This window comes from Mycolicibacterium sichuanense (assembly GCF_033741125.1).
Classification (GTDB): Bacteria; Actinomycetota; Actinomycetes; order Mycobacteriales; family Mycobacteriaceae; genus Mycobacterium.
Genome location: NZ_JAWQPU010000002.1, coordinates 686,065 through 712,276 on the forward strand (window position 1 = coordinate 686,065; position 26,212 = coordinate 712,276).

At 67.9% G+C, this 26,212-nt stretch carries 23 protein-coding genes and 1 pseudogene; 21 read left to right on the top strand and 3 right to left on the bottom strand.

Features of this window, described 5'->3' with window-relative positions:
* Nucleotides 1–142: 142 nt before the first annotated feature.
* From SBI80_RS10175 to SBI80_RS10260, 18 genes are all read left to right on the top strand, one after another.
* On the top strand, nt 143–1,042 hold the full coding sequence (locus SBI80_RS10175; RefSeq protein ID WP_318974327.1) for a glycosyltransferase family 2 protein: 900 nt from the start codon (nt 143–145) through the stop codon (nt 1,040–1,042).
* 2 nt (nt 1,043–1,044) lie between these two features.
* Nucleotides 1,045–2,040, top strand: coding sequence for an NAD-dependent epimerase/dehydratase family protein (locus tag SBI80_RS10180; RefSeq protein ID WP_318974405.1), 996 nt, complete (start codon nt 1,045–1,047; stop codon nt 2,038–2,040).
* Between the two features lie 402 nt (nt 2,041–2,442).
* Nucleotides 2,443–3,405 (top strand): glycosyltransferase family 2 protein, encoded by a 963-nt coding sequence (locus SBI80_RS10185; RefSeq protein WP_318974328.1) that lies wholly within the window; start codon nt 2,443–2,445, stop codon nt 3,403–3,405.
* Nucleotides 3,402–4,199, top strand: coding sequence for a polysaccharide deacetylase family protein (locus SBI80_RS10190; protein WP_318974329.1), 798 nt, complete (start codon nt 3,402–3,404; stop codon nt 4,197–4,199). Before SBI80_RS10185 ends, SBI80_RS10190 begins: the two co-directional genes overlap by 4 nt.
* Complete coding sequence (locus SBI80_RS10195) at nt 4,192–5,538, top strand: lipopolysaccharide biosynthesis protein (protein WP_318974330.1); 1,347 nt, start codon at nt 4,192–4,194, stop codon at nt 5,536–5,538. The genes SBI80_RS10190 and SBI80_RS10195 overlap by 8 nt, the downstream gene beginning before the upstream one ends.
* Nucleotides 5,526–7,643 carry a hypothetical protein gene (locus SBI80_RS10200; RefSeq protein ID WP_318974331.1) on the top strand — a complete coding sequence of 706 codons (2,118 nt, stop codon included), beginning with the start codon at nt 5,526–5,528 and terminating at the stop codon, nt 7,641–7,643. Before SBI80_RS10195 ends, SBI80_RS10200 begins: the two co-directional genes overlap by 13 nt.
* Before the next feature lie 53 nt (nt 7,644–7,696).
* Nucleotides 7,697–9,238 carry an AMP-binding protein gene (locus SBI80_RS10205; protein ID WP_318974332.1) on the top strand — a complete coding sequence of 514 codons (1,542 nt, stop codon included), beginning with the start codon at nt 7,697–7,699 and terminating at the stop codon, nt 9,236–9,238.
* On the top strand, nt 9,235–9,456 hold the full coding sequence (locus SBI80_RS10210) for an acyl carrier protein (RefSeq protein ID WP_318974333.1): 222 nt from the start codon (nt 9,235–9,237) through the stop codon (nt 9,454–9,456). The genes SBI80_RS10205 and SBI80_RS10210 overlap by 4 nt, the downstream gene beginning before the upstream one ends.
* Nucleotides 9,453–10,841 (top strand): flavin monoamine oxidase family protein, encoded by a 1,389-nt coding sequence (locus SBI80_RS10215; protein ID WP_318974334.1) that lies wholly within the window; start codon nt 9,453–9,455, stop codon nt 10,839–10,841. Before SBI80_RS10210 ends, SBI80_RS10215 begins: the two co-directional genes overlap by 4 nt.
* Nucleotides 10,838–12,295 carry a KamA family radical SAM protein gene (locus SBI80_RS10220; protein WP_413232686.1) on the top strand — a complete coding sequence of 486 codons (1,458 nt, stop codon included), beginning with the start codon at nt 10,838–10,840 and terminating at the stop codon, nt 12,293–12,295. The genes SBI80_RS10215 and SBI80_RS10220 overlap by 4 nt, the downstream gene beginning before the upstream one ends.
* Entirely contained in the window at nt 12,292–13,170 is an 879-nt protein-coding gene (locus SBI80_RS10225) for a hypothetical protein (protein WP_318974335.1), read from the top strand. Before SBI80_RS10220 ends, SBI80_RS10225 begins: the two co-directional genes overlap by 4 nt.
* 44 nt (nt 13,171–13,214) lie before the next feature.
* A complete protein-coding gene (locus SBI80_RS10230) occupies nt 13,215–13,361 on the top strand; it encodes a hypothetical protein (RefSeq protein ID WP_318974336.1) in 147 nt (48 codons plus the stop codon).
* A gap of 110 nt (nt 13,362–13,471) precedes the next feature.
* Nucleotides 13,472–14,710: a GH39 family glycosyl hydrolase gene (locus SBI80_RS10235; RefSeq protein WP_318974337.1), complete on the top strand. Its 1,239-nt coding sequence runs from the start codon at nt 13,472–13,474 to the stop codon at nt 14,708–14,710.
* Between the two features lie 276 nt (nt 14,711–14,986).
* Nucleotides 14,987–16,495 (top strand): hypothetical protein, encoded by a 1,509-nt coding sequence (locus SBI80_RS10240; protein ID WP_318974338.1) that lies wholly within the window; start codon nt 14,987–14,989, stop codon nt 16,493–16,495.
* Between the two features lie 29 nt (nt 16,496–16,524).
* Entirely contained in the window at nt 16,525–17,067 is a 543-nt protein-coding gene (locus SBI80_RS10245) for a hypothetical protein (protein ID WP_318974339.1), read from the top strand.
* A 109-nt stretch (nt 17,068–17,176) separates the two neighbouring features.
* Nucleotides 17,177–18,250 (top strand): hypothetical protein, encoded by a 1,074-nt coding sequence (locus SBI80_RS10250; RefSeq protein WP_318974340.1) that lies wholly within the window; start codon nt 17,177–17,179, stop codon nt 18,248–18,250.
* Between the two features lie 21 nt (nt 18,251–18,271).
* Nucleotides 18,272–18,973, top strand: a complete 702-nt coding sequence (locus SBI80_RS10255) for a hypothetical protein (protein ID WP_318974341.1) — start codon at nt 18,272–18,274, stop codon at nt 18,971–18,973.
* Between the two features lie 103 nt (nt 18,974–19,076).
* Nucleotides 19,077–20,666: a serine/threonine-protein kinase gene (locus SBI80_RS10260; protein WP_318974342.1), complete on the top strand. Its 1,590-nt coding sequence runs from the start codon at nt 19,077–19,079 to the stop codon at nt 20,664–20,666.
* Between the two features lie 9 nt (nt 20,667–20,675).
* Here the strand turns inward: SBI80_RS10260 and SBI80_RS10265 are convergent, their stop codons facing one another.
* The 3 genes from SBI80_RS10265 to kstD form a co-directional block, all read right to left on the bottom strand.
* On the bottom strand, nt 20,676–21,617 hold the full coding sequence (locus SBI80_RS10265) for an MPT63 family protein (protein ID WP_318974343.1): 942 nt from the start codon (nt 21,615–21,617) through the stop codon (nt 20,676–20,678).
* A gap of 156 nt (nt 21,618–21,773) precedes the next feature.
* Nucleotides 21,774–22,634 (bottom strand): enoyl-CoA hydratase ChsH3, encoded by an 861-nt coding sequence (locus tag SBI80_RS10270; protein ID WP_318974344.1) that lies wholly within the window; start codon nt 22,632–22,634, stop codon nt 21,774–21,776.
* A gap of 1 nt (nt 22,635) precedes the next feature.
* Entirely contained in the window at nt 22,636–24,324 is a 1,689-nt protein-coding gene (gene kstD, locus SBI80_RS10275) for a 3-oxosteroid 1-dehydrogenase (protein ID WP_318974345.1), read from the bottom strand.
* Nucleotides 24,325–24,395: 71 nt separating this feature from the next.
* On the opposite strand from kstD, the gene SBI80_RS10280 reads away from it, so the two are divergent.
* The 3 genes and pseudogenes from SBI80_RS10280 to SBI80_RS10290 form a co-directional block, all read left to right on the top strand.
* Nucleotides 24,396–25,181, top strand: a complete 786-nt coding sequence (locus tag SBI80_RS10280) for a 2-keto-4-pentenoate hydratase (RefSeq protein ID WP_318974346.1) — start codon at nt 24,396–24,398, stop codon at nt 25,179–25,181.
* A 12-nt stretch (nt 25,182–25,193) separates the two neighbouring features.
* Nucleotides 25,194–26,111, top strand: a complete 918-nt coding sequence (locus SBI80_RS10285; RefSeq protein ID WP_318974347.1) for an acetaldehyde dehydrogenase (acetylating) — start codon at nt 25,194–25,196, stop codon at nt 26,109–26,111.
* A pseudogene (locus tag SBI80_RS10290) lies at nt 26,108–26,212 on the top strand (4-hydroxy-2-oxovalerate aldolase); the annotation flags it as partial. The gene SBI80_RS10285 and the pseudogene SBI80_RS10290, both read left to right, overlap by 4 nt.

The following is a 26,212-nucleotide window of genomic DNA, read 5'->3' on the forward strand; positions in this document are numbered from 1 at the left end:
ATGGATCCGGGGGGAGCGCACGTCAGGCAGCGAAACGAACGACCACGGAATGGGATCGCCTGAGGTCGGAGCGACCCAAACGAACCGTGAAACACCGAAATTGCCGATTGCCGAATATCGAAAGCGGAATGGAGTTCATCTCATGACGGATCTCAGCGCCTTGAATGGATATGACGAGGCACCTTCGTCGATGCAGCTGGTCGGAGGGACCGAGCAGACAAGGGCGGGACGACCCGCTCCAGTCAACGGGCATCAGAAGATTGGGCGCGCGGCCACGCCACCACCGACGGTCAGCCTGATCATCCCGGTCAGGAACGAGGCGAGGAACATCGCCTGGGTCCTGGAACAGGTGGCCGACGAGGTCGACGAGATCATCCTGGTCGATGGAAACTCGACCGACGCGACGCTCATCACGGCGTGCAGCTACCGTCCCGACCTTCGGGTGGTGGCCCAGGAGGGTGACGGCAAGGGGAGCGCACTGCGGACCGGATTCCTGGCGGCGACCGGAGACATCATCGTGATGATGGATGCCGACGGGAGTATGTCGCCGCAGGAGATTCGACACTTCCTACACTTCCTCGGCAACGGCTTCGACTTCGTCAAGGGCTCGCGCTTCGTCGTTGGTGGCGGCTCGCTGGACATCACCCGGTTCCGTCGCCTCGGCAACCGCTTCTTGCTGGCGGTGTTCAACTCCCTCTACGACGCCGAACTGACCGATCTGTGCTACGGGTTCTGCGCATTCCACCGCCGCTACCTGGAACTGCTCGCCCTTTCGGCAACGGGTTTCGAGATCGAGGCGGAGATGGTGGTCCGCGCCATGAAGGCCGGCCTGCGGGTGGCCGAGGTTCCGAGCCTGGAGATGCCGCGACGATCCGGAAAGTCGAACCTGCATGCGGTCCGGGACGGCATCAGGGTGCTGCGCACCGTGCTCGACGGTCACGACGCGGGGTCGACCAGAATGCTGGCCCGCGCCCTGGCGAGTACGCCCTCGGTTCGAGGGTCCGGATCGGTACGCCCGCCCGCATCGATCTCGCAGGCCTGATGATGCGCGTAATCGTCACGGGTGCAGCGGGGTTCATCGGATCCACGCTGGTCGACCGATTGCTGGCCGAGGGGCACCGGGTGGTTGGCATCGATGATCTCAGTACGGGCAGATTGTCCAACCTCGACGCCGCCCTCGGATACGAGGTCGCCGGCCGACCGCGTTTCACGCTGATACAGAACGACGTTCAGGCGCCGGATCTGACGGACATCGTCGCCGGCACCAATCCGGACGTCATCTTCCACCTCGCGGCGCAGGTCAACTTGGTGGCATCGGTGTCCGATCCCCAGTTCGATGCCCGCAGCAACGTGCTGGGCACGATCAACGTGTGCGAGGCGAGTCGGCGTGCCGGCGTGCGGAGGATCGTCTACGCCGCCTCGGGCGGTTCGCGCTACGGGGTGCCGGCCATGGTACCGGTGCTCGACGACACTGCCGTAGCCCCGCTTTCTCCCTATGCCGTAGCCAAGCTGGCGGGTGAGTTCTATCTCGGTGCATACGCGGGCATGTACGGTCTGGCGCCGATCTGCCTGGCTCTGGCCAACGTCTATGGACCTCGCCAGAATTCCCGGGGGGAGGCCGGCGTGATCGCTTCCTTCGGAAGCGCATTGGTGGCCGGCCGGCCGATGACGATCTACGGCGACGGCACCGCGGCACGGGACTACGTCTACGTCGACGACGTCGTGGATGCCTTCGTGCGCGCCGGTGTGGCTCCACTGGACGTCACGGGTACATACAACGTCGGCACCGGCAAGCAGACCACCGTCACGGAGGTCCACCGGATGATCTGCGAAGCGTGTGACGAGTGGGTGCCGCCGAGGCACGTCGCTGCGCGGGTTGGTGAGTTGCACGCCATCGCGTTGGACGCCAGCAAGGTTGGCGAAGCACTCGGCTGGAAGCCGGCCGTGGAGGTGGACGAGGGAATCAAGCGCACGGTGCGGTGGTTGCGCGCCAACGCCGAACCGGTCTCGCACGGAAGGGGCGGTCTCCGTGCCTCGTGAAGACTCCGCGCCCCCCGTGGACTTCGGACACCGGTGGTTCGCCGCCGCCCTAACCCTGTCATCCGGCTTCGCCATTGCGGCTGCACTCCAATCGCATTGGCCCATGGACCACTTGGCGTTGGTGGTCTTCACCCTATTCGCCCCGGCGGCCGCGATATATCGCCTGCTAACGAGTGTCCCCCCCGCACTCGCGCTGCTCGTCGCGGCCGCCGGAGCTTGTGCCATCAATGCCATGGTCGTCCAGGTCATGTTGGCTGCCGACGCGTGGTCACGACCGGGTGGAGTCGTCGCAGTCGGCGCGGTCTCGGCGTGCCTGTGGTGGGTGCCTTCCGGTTCGGCGCGGACCACTGTGACGACCGATCCGGTAGGCGACCTACACCCAGATCACACCGGAGGTGCCAAATGACCACCATTGCGGCCGCACCCACCGTCGGCGTCGTCATTTGCGCGTACACCGAACAGCGCTGGGACGACACGATCGCTGCGGTCGACTCCGTTCGCGCCCAATCGTTGACACCGGATGAAGTCGTCGTGGTCGTCGACCACAATCGCGGACTGTTCACTCGGCTGCGCGAGGCGCTGCCCGACGTGACGGTCGTCGAGAATCGCCACGGGCAGGGGCTTTCTGGCGGCAAGGACACCGGGGTCGACGTGACCTGCTCTGACATCGTGGCCTTCCTCGACGACGACGCGGTGGCTCATCCAGATTGGTTGCGGCACCTGTGCAGCGGCTACACCGACGACCACGTCGCCGGCGTCGGAGGGACGACCCTCCCACGCTGGGCCTCGGGTCGGCCCCGGTGGTTCCCCGAGGAATTCGACTGGGTACTTGGCTGCACGTTCATTGGCCGAGAGCCGGGTCCCGTACGGAATCTGTTGGGCGGCAATGCATCCTTTCGGCGCGAAGTGTTCTCCGTAGCGGGCGGATTTCCGAGTCACATCGGTCGCACCTCCTCGGAGCGGCGTCCGCTCGGCTGCGAGGAGACCGAGTTCTGCATTCGTGTCAATCAACACCGCCCCGAGTGGAAGTACGTCTTCGAGCCGAGGGCCGTCATCTGGCACCGAGTGGGCAGCGAACGTGAGAGGTTCGCCTACTTCCGGTCACGGTGCTTCGCCGAGGGTCTGTCCAAGGCGGCCGTCACGCGCAGTGTCGGGATGGCCGATGGTTTGTCAGCCGAGCGGACCTACACCACCAGGACCCTCACGCGGGGTGTCGTCAGAGGGCTGCGTGACGCCTTGCGGGGAGACCCGAGTGGGATCGAACGCTCGGGCGCCATCTCGGTGGGATTGTTCGCTGCGGCAGCTGGTTACGCTGCCGGTGAGGTGTCCGCTCGTCGACGGCCCGCGATGGTCGAGGCGCGATGAACGCGTCAGTTCCGATCTTGATGTATCACTCGGTTGCCGAGGATCCCCCGGCGTCGACGCGGCGGTTGTCGGTATCGCCGCACGCGTTCGCCGAGCAGGTGGCCCTCCTCGCGGGCTGCGGCTTCACCGCGATGACGTTCTCTGCTCTGGCAGATGCCTTCGAGACGAAGCGGAGCCTGCCGGAGCGACCGGTGGTGCTCACCTTCGACGACGGCTACGCGGACTTCGCCGCCAACGCATGGCCCATCCTGAAGCGGCATGGCTTTCCCGCAACGGTATTCGTCACGACCGGGTGGATGGCTGACGCCGGACCGAACGCCGCCGGTCGACCACTCGACGCGATGCTGGACAGGGCGCAGGTCAGGGCACTTGCCGACGCAGGCATCGAGATCGGCGCGCACTCCCACAGCCATCCCAAGCTCGACCAACTGTCCGACGTCGCGCTGCGACGAGAGCTGGTGGACGGCCGAGCGCTGCTCGAGGAATACGTCGACGCTCCCGTAGAAGCCATCGCCTATCCCTACGGCTACTCCAACCGCCGGGTGCGGCTCGCCACCCAAGCGGCCGGATACCGACGCGCAGCGGCCGTTCGGAACCTTCGGGCCACGCCCACCGACGATCTCTTCAGATTGCCGCGGTTGACGATCCGGCGAAGCACGAGCCAGGCAACGTTCGCGGCCGCCGTTGCGGGCAACGACGGTCGCCTCTTCTGGCGGGACCGCTTGATGACGGCGGGCTGGGCATCGGTGCGGGGCGTGCGACGTGCCGGCCGACGGGTGACTCAAGATGTCTGACTACGCCAGCGCGACTCTGGGTGCGGACGAGGTGGCTGCGCCGACGAAGCCCTTCTTTCGCAACGCCTATGCGCTGATTCTCAACACCGGAATCTCCGGTGTCCTCGGTTTGGCCTACTGGGTGCTCGCCGCTCGCCACTACAACGATTCCGACGTGGGCCGCGGCTCGGCCGCCATCTCGGCGTTGATGCTGTTGACCGGTCTGGTGTCGGTGAACTTCGCGGGCACGCTGAACCGCTTCATCCCGCACACCGGCAGACGTGTCTTCGCCGTGGTGGCCTTCACCTATGTGCTGACCTCGGTGGTCGTCGCGATCCTCGCCGTGGTCTTGCTCATCGCACTGCACTGGTGGGGCGGTCCGGCCTACGACCTGCTCCGCGAGCCGACGATGCGACTGTGGTTCGTCGCCGCAGCGGTTGCCGCCAGCGTGGTCACGGTGCAGGACAGCGTGTTGACGGGACTAAGGGCCGCGGTGTGGGTGCCCGTCTGGAACGCCACGTTCGCCGTCTCGAAGATCGTCTTACTCCTCGTGTTCGCGCACGTCCTGCCGCACTCCGGAGTCTTCTTCTCCTGGATCCTTCCCATGATCGTCGTCCTGTTTCCGGTGAACCTGCTGATCTTCGGGCGGCTCATCCCCCGACACGTGCGGAGCTCACGGATCGACGTCGAGCTGACCAGGGCAGAGATCGGCCGATTCTTCGCCGCCGACTACCTGGGAGCGTTGTTCCTCTACGGGGCGATGTTCCTCGTCCCGGTACTGGTGGCGCTGCGGGTCTCACCGCAGACCTACGCGTACTTCTTCTTGGCCTGGGCGGTCGCCAGCATGATGAACCTGGTGGCCGTCAACCTGGCCGTGCCCATGACCGTGGAAGGTGTGCTAGACCCGTCGACACTGGCCGGCCACTGCCGCTCCGCGCTCATTCGAGCCCTGGTGCTGCTCTGCATCGGGGTCGTGGTGATCGGCTTGGCGGCTCCGTACACCATGGGTTTGCTTCGTCGGGGCTACCTCGACGCGGTACCCCTGTTGCAGCTGCTGGCCTTCGCCAGCTTGCCAAGCGCGGTGGTCGACGTCTACCTGGGCACCCTGCGGGCTCGCACCATGCGCGGTCGAATCGTTGCGGTGCAATCGCTTCGGGCCGCCTCAGTGCTGGGCCTCGTCGTGATTCTGCAGGGCTACCAGGACTGGTTCCGAAGCTTCGGTGACCCGCGACTCACCGCGGTCGGGGTTGCGGTGTTGATCGGCCAGCTGATCGTCATGATCGCGGTGGTTCCCGAGCTGGCCAAGCTTCTTGGTTGGCGTCACGACAGAGTGCGGCAGGAGCCCCCGTGTCTCACGTGATCGCCGCGCCGGGCCCCGAAGTCGTTCCGATTCGCCCCGACGGCGATCGGCACCGACGGCTGCCGACCGAAGGCGCCCAAGACGTCCGCGTCGTCCTGCTGTGTGCGCTTACCTCGGTGGCGGTCGGCCTGTACCGAATGGGACTGCGTGGCCTCGATCTCGACGCCACGACGGGTCTTGGCCTGATCTCGGTGCTGCCCGTGACGACGCTACTGGGGCTCGGTCTGCTGGTGACTGCGTTCGTCGCCACGCTTTCGCTACTGCGGCAGCGGGTGTGGTTGCTCACCGTTCAGCTGGTGCTGCTCGTCGTCCTGCTCCACGGCTTGCCCATGTTCGTGGAGTCAGAGCCACGCTTCGCCATCAGCTGGGTGCACGCCGGCTTCGTCGAGTTCATCGACCGCACCGGCACCACGGCACCCGCACTCGACTGCCGGTGGTCGTGGCCGGGTTTCTTCGGTTTGGCTGCATTCTGGGTCGGATCGGGAAGATTGGACGCCCTGAACTCGGTTCTCACCGTGACGCCGGTAATCGCCAATCTCTCGTATCTCATCGCCCTCGGTCTGCTGATGAGTGCCCTGCGGATGACATGGCAGGCGAAGTGGCTTGCCGCCGTGCTCTTTTGCCTCCTGAACTGGGTCGGGCAGGACTACTTCTCGCCACAGGGCTTCACACTGCTGCTCTACCTGCTGCTCCTTGCCTTCCTCGTCGTCTGGTTTCGGCCTCCGGAACACGGCTCGAACGACATGCCTCGTGTCCTGAGGCCGGCGCGCCGGGCGTGGCGATGGCTCTGGGGCGGTGCTGCACCAGGGGAGTTGCCCGCCAGGGCGATCGCTCCCGCGGACCGGATCGTGGTGTTCGCGGTCATCGTCGGCCTGTTCGTCACGATCACCGTCTGCCATCAGCTCACCCCCTTCGCCGCACTGTCGGGTATCACCGGCCTGGTCGTCGCCCGTCGCTGTGCACTGGTCGGACTCCCCGTGCTCTTCGGTGTCCTGGTGCTGGCGTGGATCAGCTTCATGACCCAGGCCTACTGGGGAGGTCACTTCAGCCAGGTGGTCAGTGGCGTTGGCGACGTCGGCGGAACGATGTCCTCGAGTGTTGCCGACCGCGCGAGCCTCGGTAACGCGGAGCACCAGCTGGTCGTGCACGCCAGGATGCTGACGACGGTCCTGGTATTCCTGATCGCCGGTTTCGGGTTGTTCCGTCGTCGGCGCCGCGGGGTCGAGGACCGTGTGTTGCTGGTGCTGATCGCCGCACCGATCGGCTTGGCGTTCGCGCAGAGCTACGGCGGCGAGATGGCGCTGCGCGTCTACCTCTTCGCCCTCGCGCCCGCATGCGTGCTCATCGCCTTGTCCCTGTTTCCGGACCCGGTAGCGCGTCCGTCGCTGCTCACCCGATGCGTCACCGGGATCTGCGTCCTCGGACTGTTGTTCTGCTTCTTGGTCACCCGGTACGGGAACGAGGCGTTCGAGCGCATCCCCACGGGTGCCGTGAGCGCGGTGCGGACGGTGTACGAGAACACCTCCGATGACGTGACCTTCCTCTACGTCACCGCGGTGCCCGAGCTGGATTCGACCCCCTTCATGCCATTGGGCTATCGCGACGTCGACCGGGTGCGCTGGCAGAACACCATGGCACCGCGCGACCCCGCCGACACGACGGCAGTACTGCGGGCACTGAGGCAGCTGGGGCCCGGGGGTTACCTGATCACCACGCGAAGCCAGGAGGCCTTCGTCGTGTACGGCCAGGGCTACCCGACGGTCTGGGGCGATCAGTTCCGCCGGGCACTGGCCGCGACGCCGGGCATCCGAGTGATCGTCGACAACCACGATGCGGCCGTCTATGCCCTCGACCCACTCCCCGGCGCGGTGGCCAAACCCCATGTGGCACCGCCCACCGGGTTGCAAGTGTGGCGTACCCCGTGGACCCCGGTTGGACTGGGTTTCCTGGCGCTGCTGCTCGGCATTCTCATCACCCGCGAGACGTGGCGCATCCGCCTCGGATTCGCCGGCCGAAAACGGTTGCGTCCCCTGACTTTCGCTGCATTGCCTCTACTGATTGGCTTCGTGCTCGTGGTCGGCGAGCGATTCGCTTTGCTGACATGACGGCCAGCGCTGCCGGCGTGCCCGCCCGTTCCCCACTAGACGAGTAGGAATTCATGTCCCACGCATTTACCTCCGACGTCCTACCCGACGCCGGCGTCGACGACCTGATGGCCGACTTCGCCTCCGCGGTCGCCGACGGACCGGATCGCATCGCCGTCGTGCACGACGGCACCGCCGTGACGTATCGCGAACTGGCCGAACGGATTCACCACGTCGCATGGCGGGCTCGGGCGCACCGGCTCGCCGCTGGCTCGTCCGGGCGGATCGGTGCGACGGTGTCACATACGCCGGCCGTCGTGGAACACCTGTTGGGAATCCTCGAAGCCGGCGCCACCTACTGCCCGATCGACGACGCGCTGCCGGACGGCAGGAAGCGGGCCCTAGCAGAGGTACTCGAGCTGGACTGCGTGCATGGGCTGGTTGCCGACGCATGTGACGCCGTACCCGAGTCCCTCCGCGACGTCGGCGGGCCGACCGAGCCTGGGACGTCGTGGCGGCCGAGCGACGGGGCATACGTGCTGTGCACCTCGGGCTCCACAGGAGTGCCCAAGCCGGTGGTGATCTCGCGGCTGGCGCTGACGACCACGGTGCGCTCGCTGCGTCAGCTCTTCGCGCTCACCCCACGGGACCGGGTGTTGCAATTCGCGTCGCTCGGCTGGGACACCTGCCTGGAGGAGATCCTGCCCGCCCTCACCACCGGCGCTGCGCTGATCTTCGACGACGAAGCCCATTCGGGCTCGTTCCCGCGCTTCCTCCGGATGGTCGCCGAGCGGAGGATCACGGTGCTCGATCTGCCGACGGCGTTCTGGCACGAGCTCGTCCTATTCCTGCACGAGGAGCGCGTCGGGTTGCCCGACACCGTGCGCCTGGTGGTGATCGGTGGCGAACGGGTCGATCCGACCAGGCTGCGGCAGTGGCGCGAATCATCCACGGGAGACGTCGTCTTGCTCAATACGTACGGATGCACCGAGACCACCATGATCACCCACTCGGTGACACTGGCGGGTCCCGGCGCCGAACCCGGACTCGAGGTCGATGGCGCCGAGGCGCCACTCGGCCGGCCGCTGCCCCACGTCCGTGATCACGTCACCGACGACGGCGAACTACTTGTGTCGGGCCCCTGCCTGGCCAGCGGGTACCTCGGACTGGCCGAGCTCACCGCCGCTGGATTCCCGATCCTGGATCACGGTTCTGGCGACACCCGGTGGTTCCGCACGGGTGATCTGGTCGTCCGTGGCCAACGGGGGCTTCTCCATTCGCGAGGCCGGGTCGACGATCAAGTCAAGGTGTCCGGTGTGCGGGTGCACCCGGCCGAAGTGGAGGCACAGCTGACCACCCACCCGGCCGTCGCGGCGGCGGTGGTGATGGGGGAACGGCGCCTGGCACAGACCTCGCTGACGGCCTATGTCGTCACGGACGGATCGGTCACCTCGGCGGAGCTCAAGCGCCATCTACGTGACCGTCTGCCAAGTCAATTCGTCCCGCGCACAGTGAAGTTCGTCGAGGCGCTGGAGTACACCTCCAGCGGGAAGATCGACCGGGCGGCGACGCAGCGCGCCGCCACAGCCAACCAGAACGAAGGAGCAATCAGATGAATTCCGATCGCATCGTGGAGATCTTCCGCAGGGTCCTCGGAACGGCCGAGGTGGCGGCGGACTCCGACTTCTTCGAGCTCGGCGGCGATTCGCTGTTGGCCACCCGGGTTCTTAGCGCCATCGCCCGCGACTTCGGGATCGAGTTGTCCTACGAGGACTTCGTCGATGCACCGACACCGGAGGGCTTGTCCGACGAGATTGCCGCGGTGGTGGCGTGAACGCGGGGGGCGGGCGCGTAGTCGTCGTCGGTGCGGGATTGGCGGGGCTCTGTGCCGCCGCGGACCTGGTCGCGGCGGGTATGCGCGTCACGGTGCTCGAGGCGCGCGATCGCGTGGGTGGCCGGATGTACGGAGTTCCGTTGTCGGAGCACGACCTCGTCGATGGCGGGGCGGCTTACCTCGGCGTCCGGCACACGGAGTTGCTCGCCCTGCTGCGGGAACACGGGCTCGGACTGGCCTCGACCGGAATGAAGGGGGACAGCACGTTCCTGATGTCCGGTCAGCGGACGGTGACCGCGGGCCGGGTGCCACCGCTGGAGGCGGTCGCGCTCGGCGAACTCTTCGACCAGCTCGAAGATCTCGTCGCGCTGGTTCGTCCAGAGGCGCCGTGGCAGACTCCGGGCGCCGAACGTCTGGACACGCTCACCGCCGCGCAGTGGCTTGCCGACGAGGTGAAGCACCCAGCCGCCCGAACCTTCTTCCCACTGTTCCTGGGTGAGATGATGGCGGCCGATCCGACGGCGATCTCGGCGCTGCACATGGCGTTCTATTTGCGTTCCGGTGGGGGGATCCGATACCTCAATGCCTTCGAGGGCGGCGCCCAGGAGTGGCGGGTGGACGGGGGTTCGCATCAGCTGTGTGACGCCCTAGCGAAGCAGCTCGGAGCTCGAATTCTACTGCGCCAGAGCGTGACCACGATCGACCAGGATGCCGACGGAGTCGTCGTGCACTGCTCGTCGAACCAGGACGGTTCTCCCTCGGAGTATCGAGCGGACCGGGTCATCGTCGCCATCCCGCCGCTGCTGGCGCAGCGGATCGAGTTCCGGCCCGGCCTGGCTGCCCCGCGTGCCACGGCGGCCACCGGCCGTGGGTGCGCGGTGAAGGTGCATCTGAGCTACCCGTCACCGCTCTGGCGCTCGCTGGGGATGTCCGGCTGGTCGGTGAGCGAGCACGGACCGCTGCTCTCCACGGTCGATGACTCTCCACCAGATCAATCCCTGGGCGTGCTAACGGGTTTCGTCACCGGTGCCGCGGCGGCGGAGTTCAGTGCGTTGTCGGCGGACGAGCAGCGCGCCGCCGCACTCGCCCATACCGCCAGGCTCTTCCCCCAGTTGCCACCGCCGACGCGCTGCTCGGTGACCGACTGGCTGGCGGAGGAATGGAGCAAGGGATGCTATGCGGCGCTCTTCGGCCCGGGGGACTGGCTGCGGCTCGGTCCGACCCTGACCGAACCGCACGGCCGAGTCCATTGGGCGGGCACCGAGACCAGTCTCGAGTTCTTCGGGCTGATGGAGGGTGCGATCAGGTCGGGCCGGCGGGCTGCGACCGAAGTGATGCACGGCGCCGACCTGGCGACCGCCTACGAAGGGGTCTTGACGAAATGACGATGCTCAACGATCGCACCGAAACCGCACGGGGTGGCGGTTTCGTCGCCCCCATCGAGCAGCCGTACACCTACGTGCGCAAGGAATTGACCGAGCCCGACTGGCGTCGCTATCCGGGGTGGTCGGGGGTGACGGATCTTCAGTGGCGGGACGCTCAGTGGCAGCGGTCGCACTCCATCAAGAGCATCAAGGAGTTGCGCGCCGTGGCCGGGCCAATGCTCGAGGAGCGGTTCTACGAGGACCTAGCTGCCGACCAGCAGGAGTGCGCCACGATGTCGATGTTGCTGCCTCCGCAGATGTTGAACACCATGGTGCCGTCCAACGAGACGAAGCCGGCAGCGTTCACCGAGGCCTTCTACCACGATCCGATCCGGCGGTACATGCTCCCGGTGCTCACTGACCGCCAAGTCGAATGGGCCTCCCATCCTTACGCCGAGCGGGACTCCTTGCACGAGAGCGAGATGTGGGTGGTGGAGGGCCTCACTCATCGATATCCGACCAAGGTGCTCGCCGAGATGCTCTCCACGTGCCCGCAGTACTGCGGGCATTGCACGCGAATGGATCTCATCGGCAACTCGACGCCAATGGTCAGCAAGACCCGGCTCACCCTGCAGCCCGCCGACCGGCAGGATCGCATGGTGGAGTACCTGCGCGCCACGCCGTCGGTTCGCGACGTCGTCGTCTCGGGCGGTGACGTGGCCAATCTGCCCTGGCCGCGGCTGGAGTCCTTCCTCCTTCGCCTGCTGGAGATCGACACCATCCGCGACATCCGGTTGGCGACGAAGGCGCTTGCGGCGCTGCCGCAGCACTGGTTACAGCCAAAGGTCCTCGAGGGAGTCGATCGCGTTTCCCGGCTTGCCGCGGCACGCCGGGTGAACCTCGCCCTGCATACCCACGTCAACCACGTGCAATCGGTGACCCCGCTCGTCGCGTCGGCCGCCAGGGCGCTGCTCGACGCCGGGTTGCGCGACGTACGCAACCAGGGCGTGTTGATGCGCGGGGTGAACGCCACCGCAGACGACCTGCTGGACCTCTGCTTCGCGCTGCAGGGTGAGGCGAACATCCTGCCGTACTACTTCTACATGTGCGACATGATCCCCAACGCCGAGCACTGGCGGACCTCGCTGGCCGAGGCGCAGCAGTTGCAATTGGCGATCATGGGCTACCTGCCAGGCTTTGCGACGCCGCGAATCGTGTGCGACGTTCCCTACGTCGGCAAGCGGTGGGTTCATCAGGCCGTGCAGTACGACCGCGAACTGGGTATCTCCTACTGGACCAAGAACTACCGGACCGGTCTGGACCTGACCGATGCCGAGGCCTTGACCCGCGTCCATCCGTTCTACGATCCGATCGACGGGCTGCCGCCGGCGGGACGGGACTGGTGGCGCGTCAATAGCCACCTGCCCTGTGACGCGGTGCTGCCGCAGTCGCGGGAAGAATGTGGCGCGCCGTGACCTCCGACGTCCGGCGCGCGCTCAGGACTTCGGTCGAACTCGGTCCGATCACCGACTCCGACGTGCCAGCGGTGGCGGAGTTCCTGCGCGCCAATCACAATGCCCGCGTGCCGTGGGCGGCGGCGTGCTCCGAGGTGCCGTGGCAGGTCGAAGCACCCAACCACGGGTTCATGCTGCGCGACGGCGATCGAGTCGTCGGCACGCTGTTGGCGCTGTACTCAGAACGTCGGTTCGCAGGGCGGGTCGAGCGGTTCTGCAATCTGGGATCGTGGTGCGTGCTGCCGGAATACCGCTCGCGCAGCATGTCGCTGGTGCAGGCACTGCTGGCGCAGGACGGCTATCACGTCACGGTCCTGTCGCCTGACCACGGGCCGCGAGAGATACTGCACTGGATGGGGTTTCGCTCCCTCGATACGTCGGCGGCGCTGATTCCCAACCTGCCTTGGCCCACCCTGCCGAGCCGATACCGGACGAGTTCTGCGCCCGAGGTGATCGCCCGCACGCTGGCCGGGGCCGAGCTTGCCCTCTACCGCGACCATCGGCGAGCGCTTGCGGTGCACCATCTCGTGCTCACCAGGGGCGAGGACTCCTGCTACGTCATGTACCGGATCGTGCGATACCACGGAGTGCCGGTATTCGCGCTCATCCTCCACATCAGCGATCGGGAGCTCTTCCACCGCGCTCTGATGCCATTGACCCGCCGCCTGCTGGTCCGCCATGGCGTCGTGGCGACGCTGGCCGAGCGGCGAGTCGTCGGGGATGAACCCCGTCTGGCGTTCCGGCTAAGGAACTGGCCGAAGATGTACCGCAGCCCCACCCTGCAGGACGAGCAGATCGACTATCTGTACAGCGAACTCACCTGCGTGCCATGGTGATGCCGCGCGCGACAGCCGGAAGGGTGGAGAGGAGTTGAGCCGACATGCTTGACGTCGTGATGATTGCGGCGCTCGTGCTGGGCGGACTCGCGGTTGCCGTGTTCCTCGGCATCCTGGTCATCGACCTTGCGCTGTTCCTCAAGCTGCGTTCGAGCATCCCGCAAGATCCCCTGCGGGTAACGGACGCCTGAAGCGACATGGACTGATGGCGCGTCACTTCCGGGCGAAACAAGGCACCCGGCGTCGGGGGCGTCGGTGGATCACCGTCGCCGTGGGTGGGGTGATCTTGGTTGCTGCGTTCGTGTTGGCGACTAGCCTGTGCTCACCATCGCGTACCGCGACCCATGGGCCCACTGATACCGGTTGGCCCGGTTGGGGTTTCACCCACACGCAGTTCAGCGCCGACAACGGTGAACCCGCTGCGATCGCCACCGCCGAGAATGCGATCAGATCGGTGCCGATGGTGCAGGCTCAGGCCATCATGGGCTGGGGGGCGGACAATCCGGAGCCGCTGCCGGGCCAGTACGACTTCGCCAGCCTCGACCGTCGCATGGACTTCATTCGCCGCAGTGGCGGTGTGCCGGTCATCGTCTTGTGCTGCGCCCCGGACTGGATGAAGGGCGGTGCCCCGGGAACGACCGACTGGAACCGACTCGAGACGGCGCCGCTGCGAGAACACTTCGCCGACTTCACTGCGTTGAGCCTCGTCGTGGCCAATCGGTATCCGTACGTCCGGCACTTCGTCGTCTGGAACGAGTTCAAGGGATTCTTCGATGACGATCGAAAACGTTGGCGAGCAGGTGATTACACGGACCTCTACAATTCGGTCTACCAGGCGCTGAAGACTGCCAACCCGGCCAACCAGGTCGGCGGTCCATACCTCGACTTCGCCGAACCCTATGATTCCACGCACCGGTCGCCCTATCTACGTGGCCCGTGGGGTGCGGTCGACCAACGGGTCTTGGACGCCTTCAACTATTGGCGGTTCCATCGCGTTGGGGCCGACTTCGTCGCGGTGGATGCCCACGCCACCACCGGCGACGGCGCCGCGGACGAATTCACCGCGGTGCAGAAGTTCTCCGCCGTGGATGACTGGTTGCAACGGATGATCAATCGGCCGATCTGGTGGCTCGAGTGGTACGTGCAGCCATCCGCCGCGGACTGGTCACCCGAGCACCAGGTAGCCCTACGCGTCGCTGCGATGATCGAACTGGCAAGCAGCGGAGCGCAGACCGTTCTCTACTGGAACCCCCAGCCCGACGGCCCCGATTGTGCGACCTGCCTATGGACCGACACCCAGGCGGTCACCGGAGGCCAACCGCTGCCCATGCTGACCGATGTCCTGCAGCGCTTCGCTCGAGCCTTCCCGCCGGGTGCCAAACCGCGGAAGATCACGGCGTCAAGCGGACTGCTCGCCCTTGGGTCGGGCACGGCGATCGTCGTCGTCAACACCAGGAATGCGACGACGAGCGGCAGCGTCGACGGTCAGCCGATGGCGCTGCCGGCCTACGCGGTTCAGTGGCTGGTGCCCCGTCCTTGAGGGCGTCGGGCACGGGTCCCGTTCGAGATGTGCTGCATGCCTCGGAGTGAGAACTAGTTCCGCGGTGTGATGGGCCTAGGCCTGGATACCTCCCGAAGTTCGCTCCAATGGCTCGTGTACTGGGGTCGCGCCGGAACCGATAGTGAGGTGGTGGTCGCTTTGCCAGGATCGGCGTTTCGGGTTAGCCGAGGAGCCTGGCCAACAACCGTGAGCCCCCGCCCTGTGGGGGCCCTGCCCGGCGGGGGTCGTCGAGCATCACTTCAAGGAGGTTCCAAGGTGTCCAGTCAACGCAAGAGGATGTCAACTCGCCAATACGTCACCACAGGAGTCACCGGAGCGGCGATGGTCGGGGTCGGCCTGTTCCTGGCCACCTCTCCCGACGCTCCTGCGCCGGTCACCGCGGAAGTCCGATTGGCGTCCACCGACATTCCGCTGGGTCCGCCCGATCCGGCGTGCCTGCCGCTCACGGGCTGCGGATTGCTCGGCTCGGCCGGTTCGCCGACGCCCACCGCGCTGGCCGCGGCCAGCACCGTCGGCTTCGCGCCCATCTTCGGGCCCGGCGGGTGGTTGATCGGCGACGGCCTCGACGCCGACCCCACGACGTGCACCGCCCCCTGCAACGGTGGTAACGGTGGATTGCTTTGGGGCAGTGGCGGTAACGGGGCGCTCGGTGGCAACGGCGGCAACGCCGGGTTCCTGTTCGGCTCGGGTGGCAACGGTGGCGCCGGTGTCGACGCCGTCTACGACCCGGTGACGGGCGATCTCGTGTCCGCGGCCACCGCGGGCGGCAAGGGTGGCGGAGCTGGTCTGATCGGCGCGGGCGGCAGTGGAGGCAAGGGCGGTAACGACATTCAGTCGGTGGCCTCGTCCGGTCCCCTGGATGCCACCGGGGCTGCCGGCGGCAGTGGTGCGGCCGGCGGGCTGTTCGGCGGCAACGGCGGAAGTGGTGGCGGCGGCGGCAACGCGATCTCACTGACCGGGAACGCCACCGGTGGTGCCGGTGGCGCCAGCGGCGGCGCCACTCTCGGCACGGCGGGTGCCGGCGGCGCCGGCGGCAACGCGGAGGCTCAAGGTCTTGGCGGTACGGCGACGGGTGGCAGCGGCGCGGCGGGCGGTCAGGCAGTGGTCGGCACCGGCGGTGCTGGCGGCATGGGCGGCTACGCGAGTGCCAACGGCGGCGTCGGGACCGGTGGTAGCGCGGGTGCCGGTGGCAGCGCAATCCTGGCCGGCTCGGGTGGCGCCGGTGGGCAAGGTGGCGACAGCTACAACCGCTCGCCTGCAGACGATCAAGGTTCGGCCGACGTCACCGGCGTGGCCGGCGGCAAGGGCGGCAGCGGCGGTCTGCTTGGTGGCAACGGTGGCAAGGGCGGCGCGGGTGGCTTCGCGGAATCCACCAACGGAAACGCCACCGGCGGGTCGGGTGGGTCCGGCGGCGGGGCAACGATTGGCAGCGGCGGTGGCGGGGGCAGCGGCGGCGCCGGAAGCTCCACGGGCACCGGAACGACGGCCACGGGTGGGTCCGGCGGCAATGGCGCGGGGACCTTCGCCGGCGCCGGCGGCTCAGGTGGCCGCGGCGGCAACTCCAACTCCACCACCGGTCCATCGCAGGGTGGGGCGGGTGGCAAGGGCGCCGACGGCGGCATCGGCGGCAACGGTGGCAACGGTGGCGACGGTGGCACCGCGTCCGGTGGCGGCACCAAGACCGGAGGTGCTGGTGGCGCTGGCGGGGCTGGCGGGGCCGGCGGATCGAGCGGCTCTTCGGGCGCCAGCGGCGGCACCGCGTAGTGATGCGATCGCACGGCGGGCTCCAGGGCGTGTCGGAAACCGCGCCGGCCGTGCAGGCGGATTCCCGCCTGCACGGTCGGCCCGCGGCGGCCAGGTGGCGGCCGCGGGTGGTCACCGCAGCGACGGTCGTGGCGTTCGTGGTGCTGGGTGCCGTCGTCGCGACGTGGACACTGGTGCACCCGCTGGCCGCGCGAACCACCCAGCCGAACGCGCCCGTCGCCGACGCCCTGCAGTCCGACGCAGCCAAGGTGCGGGTCTGTTCGGCGTTCGACATCGTGCTTCGCGCAGTCGCCCTGCAAACCAACAACGACTTGGGGTCCGATCCCGTCGCGCGGGCGGCGGTCGCGGCCAACGCCCGGTTGGCGACCCTCGGCGGCGGTGACTACCTGCTGTCCCGGCTCGACCCGGGGACACCGGCCGAATTGGCATCGGCGGTGCGTGGCTTCGCCGACGTCGTCCAGGACATCGGAATGAACCAGCTCGTCGGCGTCGCCAACGACGATCCACGTCAAGCCACGCTGCTGAGCAGAGCGCAGGAGAGCAGCACCCGCATCTCGAAGATGTGCTCCTGAATTCTGCGTTGCCGACCCCGCCTGACACCCAACAGGTGCGTGTGCACCCTCTTCGTCGGCGGTAACCTCGACCCACGTAGCAAAAGCGTGCGGAAGGGGAGCCGGGGTCATGGGTGTTCCGCCCGACAGCAGCCCGTTCGGATCGCAGACCGTGACGGGGCCGGGGTGGCCGAACGTCGACGAGGAGTCCCTCGCGGCGGCGGCGGCGTCGTACGAGGCACTGGCGGCCAAGCTGACCGGCGCGGTGGTGCCGCAGCAGCAGGGCCAGCTGATGCAACTGGCCGATCAGTGGAAGGGCGGCGGTGCGCTCGCTGCAGGCGGCGAGGCCACCACGATCATCGCCGGCCACGAGGCCAACGCGGCCCAGGCCACCGCCATCGCGGCGAAGCTCCGCAGCATGGAGGTCACGGTTGCCAAGACGAAGGTGCTGGTGAACGCCACCGCGCAGGAGACTCAGCACGAGTGCGAGGCCATCGCGGCCATGCCCTTCGGCAACGCCCAGGAGCTGGTGCAGAGCCGGATCAAGCTCGGCCTGTCGCAGAACATCGCCTACGTCAACGCCAACTCGACCGAGCTCGCCGCAGGCCTCGGGGTGCCGCCGAACATCCCCAAGCCCGACGCGCCGCCCACGGCTCCGGCCACGCAGGCCGCGGACAAGGGTTCGCAACAGGCGATGCAGATGATGATGCAAATGGGCCAGATGGCGATGCAGCTCCCACAGCAACTCGGCGGCATGCTCACCCAGGCGCCGCAGCAGTTGATGCAGCCGCTGCAGCAGTTGATACAACCGCTGCAGCAGCTGATGTCGGTCGGCGGCAAGAGCGGTGGCAGCGCGGCGGCGATGCCGTTTTCCGCCTTCTCCAATCACCCCCTGGCCGGTGGGGCCGGCGCGGGAGCGGGCGGCGGTCTGGTCAAGGCGGCCGGGCTGCCAGGATCGGGCGGGCTCTCGCCCCAATCGCCGGCGTTGGCGAACCTGGTCGGCAGTTCCGGCGACGTCGCGGTACGTCCGGCGGGGGCGGGGACCTCCGCGGTCGGCGGCCTCGCGCCGGTGGGTGCCGGCGGTGGCATGGGAGGCATGGGCCACATGGGCCAGCGTGGTGAGAGCGGCGGAACCGGTGCCTCGCTCGCCGCGCCCCCTCCGCTCGAGCACGACCTCGACGAGGACGTCGACGATGACTGGTGAGACCACGGGAGGTGCCTGCTGATGTCGATGGATCCGATGCACACACCCGGTGCCCTCAACTGGGACCCCGCCAGTGTCGAGCTCCCCGAGCTGCCCTCGATCCAGCCCGGTGAGGACGCGATGAGCATGACCATCGCCGCCGTACTTCCCACTCTGACCGCCTCGATGGCCACCAGTGTCGCTGCGCTGCAGGCCAAGGAGACGACGTTCTCCGGCAAGCTGGGCGCCGCGCAATCGGCATATCAGAACGCCGACGACTCAGGCGGTCAGCAGGTCGGCCAGTTCGGTCAGATGCTTGGGCAGCTGGGACAGATGGCGCAGCAGGCAGGATCGCCCGCACAGGCGCTGGGCGGCCAGGCCGGACAGTTTGGGTCGATGATCCAGCAGGCCATGCAGGGCGCCAAGGGTGGCGGCGGCTCGGCGTCGGGAGGCGGGAGTCAACCCGCGACCGGTCAACCCGCGGCGGCTCAGCCCACGACCGGTCAGCCCACCGGGGGACTGTCGGCGGCCGGTTCCGGCGGGACCGGTGCCGCACCGCAGCCCGCCCCCGACGCCGGCGCCGAGCGTGAGCGACCCACCGACGAGAAGGATCGCGACGACGCGGCCAAGCCGGGCCGTCCCCCGCTGGATTCCGCCGCTGCAGGCCCCGCTCCGCATGGCGCCGGTCCGGCGCCGGTACATCCCCGGCCGGGACGAGGCGACGACCTCGCGCGCGACATGTAGCGCTGCGCCTCCGCCCTCTCGACCCGTCGCCCACTACCCTCGTCACGAGCGGGGCATCATCGCGGCAATGGCAGGGTCACACTGAGCGAGTCGGAGGTACGACATGAGTTCGCCGCCGCCGCCGGAGGAATGGTCGTCGCCCCCACCCCTGCCGGATGACGAGCTGCACGCCGGGGAGATCTTCGCCGGTTACGAGATCATCGGATTGCTCGGATCGGGTGGCATGGGTCGGGTCTACCTCGCGCAGCATCCGCGGCTCCCGCGCCGCGACGCGCTGAAGCTCCTTCCCCGCGACTGGTCCGTCGACACCGACTACCGCGCGCGCTTCAATCGGGAAGCCGACCTGGCATCGACGCTGTGGCATCCCAACATCGTCGGCGTACACGACCGCGGTGAGGCCGACGGCCGATTGTGGATCTCGATGGACTACGTCGACGGCCTCGACGCGTCGCGGCTCGTCGCCGAACGCCATCCGTCGGGCATGCCCGCCGACGACGTCGCCCGCATCGTCACCGCGGTTGCCAGCGCACTCGACAGTGCCCACAAACGTGGCCTGCTGCACCGCGACGTCAAACCCGCCAACATCATGCTCACCCACCTCGACGACGACGGTGAGCAGCGAATCCTGTTGACCGACTTCGGCATCGCGCGCGACGTGAACGACGCGGACGACGTCGCCGCGACGACGATGGCCGTCGGCACGGTGGCTTACTGCGCACCCGAGCAACTGGCCGGTGAGGCGGTGGGACCTCGAGCCGATCAGTACGCGCTGGCCGCGACGGCGTATCACCTGCTGACCGGCGAACCGCTGTTCCCGAGCTCGGATCCGGCCGAGGTGATCCGAGCCCATCTGAACTCGAAGCCGCCGTCGCTGGCGGAGAAGCGACCGGAGTTGTCGGCGCTCGACCGCGTGCTCGTGGTCGGCCTGGCCAAGCGGCCGGAGAGCCGATTCGCGCGCTGCTCGGACTTCGCCCGCGCGCTGGCAGATCAGATCGGTGCGATGGGACCGCGGTCGGCCGCCGCTCCCACGCCGGACGCGCAACCCACCGGTGAGGTCTTCGCGAACCTGTTCACCGAACCGCTGACGGTCGACCCGCGCACGGTTGCGGTCAAGGCCAAGCAGTTTCCGACCGGTCCGGTCATCGCGGCCGCGGTGGCGGCGGTACTGATCGCCGGGCTCGCGGTGTGGCTGGTTTGGCCGAAATCCGGCGAAAATGCCTCCGGCAGTGGAGCTTCTGCGACATCGACCACTGCCACGACGGCCAGCCCCGCCGCGCAGTCCCGGCTGCGGGGCGCGCTGCCACCCGGGTATCCGCCCGGCGCCTGCACGCCCGTCGACGCGTCGCAGTCCGCCGTCGCCGAGGTCGGTTGCACCCAGAACGACGATCCGGGCGGCCCGCTGACGGCCACCTACGCGTTGTTCGGCGATCAGCAAGCGGTCGAGTCGGCCTTCACCACGATCGTCGGGGCCACCCAGGTGGTCAACTGCCCCGGCAACATCCAGTCACCAGGCCCGTGGCGCCGCAATGCGACCCCGCAGCTGGTCAGTGGCAACCTGGTCTGCGGCTTCCGCGGTAGCGTCCCGACTCTGGCCTGGACGGACGACGCCCGGCTGGTGCTCGGCGCGGTCGATGGCGCCGAGAACGGCCCCAACCTGGATCAGCTGTACGCGTGGTGGTCGAGCCACTCCTGAGCCGACGGGTCAGGCGGGCGGCGGCAGCACCACGGTCGTCGTCGGTGCCGCCGGGGACGCCGCAGGCCCGGTCGACGGTGTGGGCGAGCCGGTGGGCGCGGTCGACGGCGCCTGCGCACCGGAAGTCGCTGGCGTAGCAGTGGCAGTACCTGCGGGAAGCGGGGTGCCCTGGCTGCCGCCCGGAGTGACTCCCTCCTGGACGCTGGCGGGTTGCGGAGCGCCTTCGGTACCGACCGGAACCGGCACCAGCGGGGTAGTCGCGGCGGGCACCGGGGTGCCCTGGCTGCCCGCCGGGAGTGGGGTGCCCTGGCTACCTGCGGGAAGCGGGGTGCCCTGGCTACCCGCCGGGAGGACGGCGGGCGTGGCGGTACCCGCGGCACCGGCGGGGGCGCCCGGGACGGCGGACGGCGTGGCGGCCGGAGTTCCGGTGGTCGCCGGCGAGGACGGCGTGTAGCTACCGCCACCTGGCCGGGTCGGCAGCTGAGGCGGCGGCTGCACCCACACCAGCAGATCCTTGCCACCCGCGTTGTAGACGACGCTGTCCGGGGCGTCCCCGACGACGTCGAAGTAGACCTTGCCGCTGGTCTTCGCGCCTTGGCCCAGGGTCGAGGGGTTCACGCCCTGCGGGGTCGCGACACCGAACAGCACGCGGTAGGTCTGGCCGTCCTTGGCTCGAGCGTTGAGATTCGACACGATCGGGGTGACGCTGCCCTGGATCGCCTGATCGGTCGCGGTGGCCTCCCACAGCGTGCCGGCGACGGGGTAGGGGATCTGATCGGCGCTCGGTTTGAGGTCGCCAATGGTCCACCCCTGCACGACGTCGCCGTTGGTCAGCGTCGCCTCGTTGCCGATGGTCGTCGTGGTCAGGTCGTCGGCGGCGGCGATCGGTGCTCCGAGAGAACCTGCTGCGGCAACGGCGACCGTGGCTACGAGTGCGCGGGTGATCTTCACGTGAGTGCCCCTCCTGAAGTCGGACCGGCGGATTCCCCCCGACGGTTTCCTAGGTTTTGAAACTATCAGGTCGGGCCCCGCCGACGGGTCACGTAGCGACCTCGCGCAAACGGCAGGCCGAGGGATTGGTTCCCCCGCCGATCCCAACGAGGCCGGTTAGCCTGCGATCAGCTCCACGCCCGACAACACGACGGCGTCGGCCCGATCGACGGCGGTGAGCACGGCCTGCAGCCGTTCGCCGTCCCGCCATACGCGGGCTCGCAGCGTCTCACCCGGGTACAGCACGCCCGCGAACCTCGCCCCGTAGGAGCCGACCCGCGAGACGTCACCGTCCAGGAAGTGGTCGACCAGCGCCTTGGCGCCGATGCCCCAGGTGCACAAACCGTGCAGAATGGGTTTGGGAAAGCCTGCCGCAGAGGCGAATTCGGGATCGGAATGCAGCGGGTTGCGGTCACCGCACAGGCGGTACAGCAGTGCCTGTTGCGGCAGCGTCGGAATCGACCACTCCGCGTCAGGGGCGCGGTCCGGCGGCTCGGCCGACGTCGACGGTCCCCGCTCGCCGCCGAAGCCGCCCTCGCCGCGGGCGAAGATCGACCGCCGCTGAGTCCACAGCGGTGCGCCGTCCGGTGTGGTGACCGTGGTCTCCGACCAGATCACCGCCGCCTTGCCCTTGTCCCAGATGTCGGTGAACCGCGTAACGGCCCGGCCCGTACCCGACGGTGGGATCGGGCCGGGAACGCTGACGGCCTCGCTGGCGTGCAGCACCCGGGACAGCTCGATGTCGATGCCGGGGAACTTCACCGTCGGGGCCGCGGTCGCGTGCAAGGTCTGTGCCACGCTGGCGAACGTGGGGAGTACCTGCGGCGTGTCGTCGGTCAGGTAGCGGAGCTCGTGCGGGTCCAGCGGATCGGCGCCGGCGCCCAGCCCGAGGTGGTACAGCTGCACATCGCTACTGCTCCAAGAGAATTCGACGGGTGGCAGTTCGGCGCCGATGGCCTCGTCCAGGTTGATCGGCACGTCAGGCCGCCCCGGAGCCGGCCAGATGCAGGGCAGCCAGATACCCGAAGGTCATGGCGGGCCCGATGGTTCCACCCGGTCCCGGGTAGGTGTGGCCCATCACCGGCGCGCTGGCGTTGCCGGCTGCGTAGAGGCCCTCGATCACCGAACCGTCGTCGCGCAGGGCGCGGCCGTGCACGTCGGTGCATACGCCGCCCTTGGTCCCCAGGTCGCCGGGCACCATCTTGGCCGCGTAGTACGGGCCGTGGCTGATCTCGCCGAGGTTGGGGTTGGGCTTGTTCGTCGGATCCCCGTAGTAGCGGTCGTAGGCACTCTGGCCGCGGTTGAAGTCCTCGTCGACACCGGATCTGGCGAACCCGTTGAAACGCTCGACCGTGGCCTTGAACGCGTCGGCGGGCAGCCCGGTCTTGGCGGCCAGCTCGTCGAGGGTGTCGGCCTTGACCACCACGCCGGACTCCAGCCACTTCTTTGGAATGCGCTGTCCTGGTTGCAGTCCCGCGAAGATGTAGCGGTCTCGGTACTGCTGGTCGAACACCAGCCAGGCCGGCACGTTCTCCCCGGGGCCGGGGCCCTGACCGTATTCGCCGCCGTACATCCGGTGGCATGCCTCGACGTACGGCATCGACTCGTTCATGAACCGCTTGCCGGACATGTTGACGATGATCGATCCGGGGGAGTTGCGCTCGGACAGGGCGAACCACGGCGCGCCGACCAGCGGCACCGTGGGCCCCCACCAGGCGTCCTCCATGAAATCCAGCGCAGCGCCCAGCTTCTCGGCCGCGATGATGCCGTCGCCGGTGTTGGCGACCGCACCGACGGTCCACTCGGTGGTGATCGGCGCGCGCTGGTACTTGACCCGCATCTGCTCGTTGTGCTCGAACCCGCCGCTGCCGAGGATGACGCCGCGGCGGGCCTTGATGAGTCGCGGTTCGGCGTCGGCGGAGTCGCGGGTATCGACCACGTAGACCCCGCGCACCACCCCGTCCTCGACGTAGAGGTCGGTCAGCGCGGTGTGGAGCAGCACCGGCACGCCTGCCCGTTGCAGACCGATGCGCAGGGGCGCGATGAGCGCCCGGCCCATGCCGACCAGGTTCTTGCCGGTCGCCTTGGCCCACATGGTGCGGGCGCCGATCTTGACGCTGCGTAGCACGCCGCGGGGGTGGCGCTTGAGCATGTTGAGCCGGACGTAGTCCTGCTGCATCACCACCACGTTGAGCGGCACCTTGCCGTAGGGAGGTTCGAGACCCTCCTCGTCGGGGCCGAGTTTCCTCGCGTCGAAGGGCTTGGGTTCGACGGATCGTCCCGTCGGCTTGCCACCCGGCGCCTCGGGGTAGTAGTCGGAGTATCCGGGGACCCAGCACAGCTTCAGCGGCGAGTTCTTCAACACGAACGACAGCATCTCGGGACCGCGGTCGAGATACGTGTCGATGCGTTCGGGTTCTACGACGTCTCCGATGATCGCGTGCAGGTAGGTCCTGGCCGCCTCGGCGGTGTCCTTCACCCCGTCGCGAACGAGCACGTCGTTGTTCGGAATCCAGACGCCGCCACCTGACCGCGCAGTGGAACCTCCATAGTGCGGAGCCTTTTCGACGACTAATGTCGAGAGTCCCTGGTGGGCCGCCGTGAGAGCCGCGACCATCCCGGCGGCGCCGCTCCCGACCACGACGACGTCGTACTCCTGTTGGGTCATGTAGAACACGTTATAGAATTGCTCGGCCGACCCACAACTGTGCCGGTCGACGAAACGAGGGGACGTCATCGATGTTGTCCGTTGAGGTGCGCGATGAGCTGGCTGCCGACCTGGCAGAAGCCGAGCGCAGCAAGGTGCCGATCAAGCCGTTGACCGACGAATATCCCGGCATCGACGTCGTGGACGCCTACGAGATCCAGCTCATCAACATCCGGGCACGGGTGGCCGGTGGCGCACGGGTCGTCGGCCACAAGGTCGGGCTCTCGTCCGAGGCGATGCAGAAGATGATGAACGTCGATGAACCGGACTACGGCCATCTGCTCGACGAGATGGAGGTCTTCGAGAACGTCCCCGTCGCGGCCGGTCGCTTCCTCCATCCGCGCGTCGAGGTCGAGGTCGGCTTCATCCTGGCCGACGATCTGCCCGGTGCCGGTTGCACCGAGGACGACGTGCTGGCTGCCACTGCTGCCTTCGCCCCGTCGATCGAACTGATCGACACCCGCATCACCGACTGGAAGATCAAGCTGTGCGACACGATCGCCGACAATGCATCCTCGGCGGGTTGGGTGCTCGGCAAGGAGCGGGTGTCACCGAAGGATCTCGACATCCGCAACGTCGACGCGGTGTTGCGGCGCAACGGTGAGGTGGTCGCCGAGGGCCGCAGTGACGCGGTGCTCGGCAACCCGGTGACGGCCGTGGCGTGGCTGGCCCGCAAGGTCGACGACTTCGGTGTGCGGCTGCGGGCCGGGGACATCGTCCTGCCGGGGTCGTGCACCAGGGCCATCGACTGCCGCCCAGGCGACGAGTTCGTCGCGGACTTCGCCGGTCTGGGTTCAGTCCGGCTGTCATTCGAGTAAGAGAGGCATTACATGGCTCAGAAGAGCTCAGTTGCCATCGTCGGGTCGGGCAACATCAGCACCGACCTGCTGTACAAGCTTCTTCGTTCGGAGTGGCTCGAGCCGCGCTGGATGATCGGCATCGATCCCGACAGTGAGGGTTTGGCCCGGGCGCGCAAGCTCGGACTGGAGACCAGTCACGAGGGTGTGGACTGGCTGCTGGCCCAGTCGGAGAAGCCGGATCTGGTGTTCGAAGCCACCAGCGCCTACGTCCACCGCGCCGCCGCGCCCCGTTACGAAGAGGCCGGCATCCGGGCGATCGATCTGACGCCGGCCGCCGTCGGCCCCGGCGTGATCCCGCCGGCGAATCTGCGCGCGCATCTGGGCGCGCCGAACGTCAACATGGTGACCTGTGGTGGGCAGGCCACCATCCCGATGGTGTACGCGGTGAGCCGCGTCGTCGACGTGCCCTACGCCGAGATCGTCGCGTCGGTGTCCTCGGCGTCGGCCGGCCCGGGAACCCGGGCCAACATCGACGAGTTCACCAAGACCACCAGTGCCGGCGTGGAGGTGATCGGCGGCGCGAAGCGGGGTAAGGCGATCATCATCCTGAATCCGGCTGATCCGCCGATGATCATGCGCGACACCATCTTCTGCGCGATCCCCGCCGACGCCGACCATGACGCGATCACGGCCTCCATCAAGGACGTCGTCGCGCAGGTGCAGACCTACGTGCCGGGCTACCGCCTGCTCAACGAGCCGCAGTTCGACGAGCCGACGGTGTTCAACGGCGGCCATCACCTGGTGACCACGTTCGTGGAGGTCGAGGGGGCGGGGGACTATCTGCCGCCGTATGCGGGGAATCTGGACATCATGACCGCCGCGGCGACCAAGGTGGGCGAGGAGATCGCCAAGGAACGCGCCTCTGCAGGGACGGGAGCACGAGCATGAGCGAGGTCTACTTCGACCCGATGTGGGACGTCCGGATGACCGACACCTCGCTGCGCGACGGGTCGCATCACAAGCGCCACCAGTTCACCAAGGAAGAGGTC

Excerpts from the sequence above, each read along its gene's own strand:
- SBI80_RS10175 (WP_318974327.1), top strand. The coding sequence starts at position 143 with ATGACGGATCTCAGCGCCTTGAATGGATATGACGAGGCACCTTCGTCG.
- SBI80_RS10180 (WP_318974405.1), top strand. The coding sequence starts at position 1,045 with ATGCGCGTAATCGTCACGGGTGCAGCGGGGTTCATCGGATCCACGCTG.
- SBI80_RS10185 (WP_318974328.1), top strand. The coding sequence starts at position 2,443 with ATGACCACCATTGCGGCCGCACCCACCGTCGGCGTCGTCATTTGCGCG.
- SBI80_RS10190 (WP_318974329.1), top strand. The coding sequence starts at position 3,402 with ATGAACGCGTCAGTTCCGATCTTGATGTATCACTCGGTTGCCGAGGAT.
- SBI80_RS10195 (WP_318974330.1), top strand. The coding sequence starts at position 4,192 with ATGTCTGACTACGCCAGCGCGACTCTGGGTGCGGACGAGGTGGCTGCG.
- SBI80_RS10205 (WP_318974332.1), top strand. The coding sequence starts at position 7,697 with ATGTCCCACGCATTTACCTCCGACGTCCTACCCGACGCCGGCGTCGAC.
- SBI80_RS10210 (WP_318974333.1), top strand. The coding sequence starts at position 9,235 with ATGAATTCCGATCGCATCGTGGAGATCTTCCGCAGGGTCCTCGGAACG.
- SBI80_RS10220 (WP_413232686.1), top strand. The coding sequence starts at position 10,838 with ATGACGATGCTCAACGATCGCACCGAAACCGCACGGGGTGGCGGTTTC.
- SBI80_RS10230 (WP_318974336.1), top strand. The coding sequence starts at position 13,215 with ATGCTTGACGTCGTGATGATTGCGGCGCTCGTGCTGGGCGGACTCGCG.
- SBI80_RS10250 (WP_318974340.1), top strand. The coding sequence starts at position 17,177 with ATGGGTGTTCCGCCCGACAGCAGCCCGTTCGGATCGCAGACCGTGACG.
- SBI80_RS10255 (WP_318974341.1), top strand. The coding sequence starts at position 18,272 with ATGTCGATGGATCCGATGCACACACCCGGTGCCCTCAACTGGGACCCC.
- SBI80_RS10260 (WP_318974342.1), top strand. The coding sequence starts at position 19,077 with ATGAGTTCGCCGCCGCCGCCGGAGGAATGGTCGTCGCCCCCACCCCTG.
- kstD (WP_318974345.1), bottom strand. The coding sequence starts at position 24,324 with ATGACCCAACAGGAGTACGACGTCGTCGTGGTCGGGAGCGGCGCCGCC.
- SBI80_RS10280 (WP_318974346.1), top strand. The coding sequence starts at position 24,396 with ATGTTGTCCGTTGAGGTGCGCGATGAGCTGGCTGCCGACCTGGCAGAA.
- SBI80_RS10285 (WP_318974347.1), top strand. The coding sequence starts at position 25,194 with ATGGCTCAGAAGAGCTCAGTTGCCATCGTCGGGTCGGGCAACATCAGC.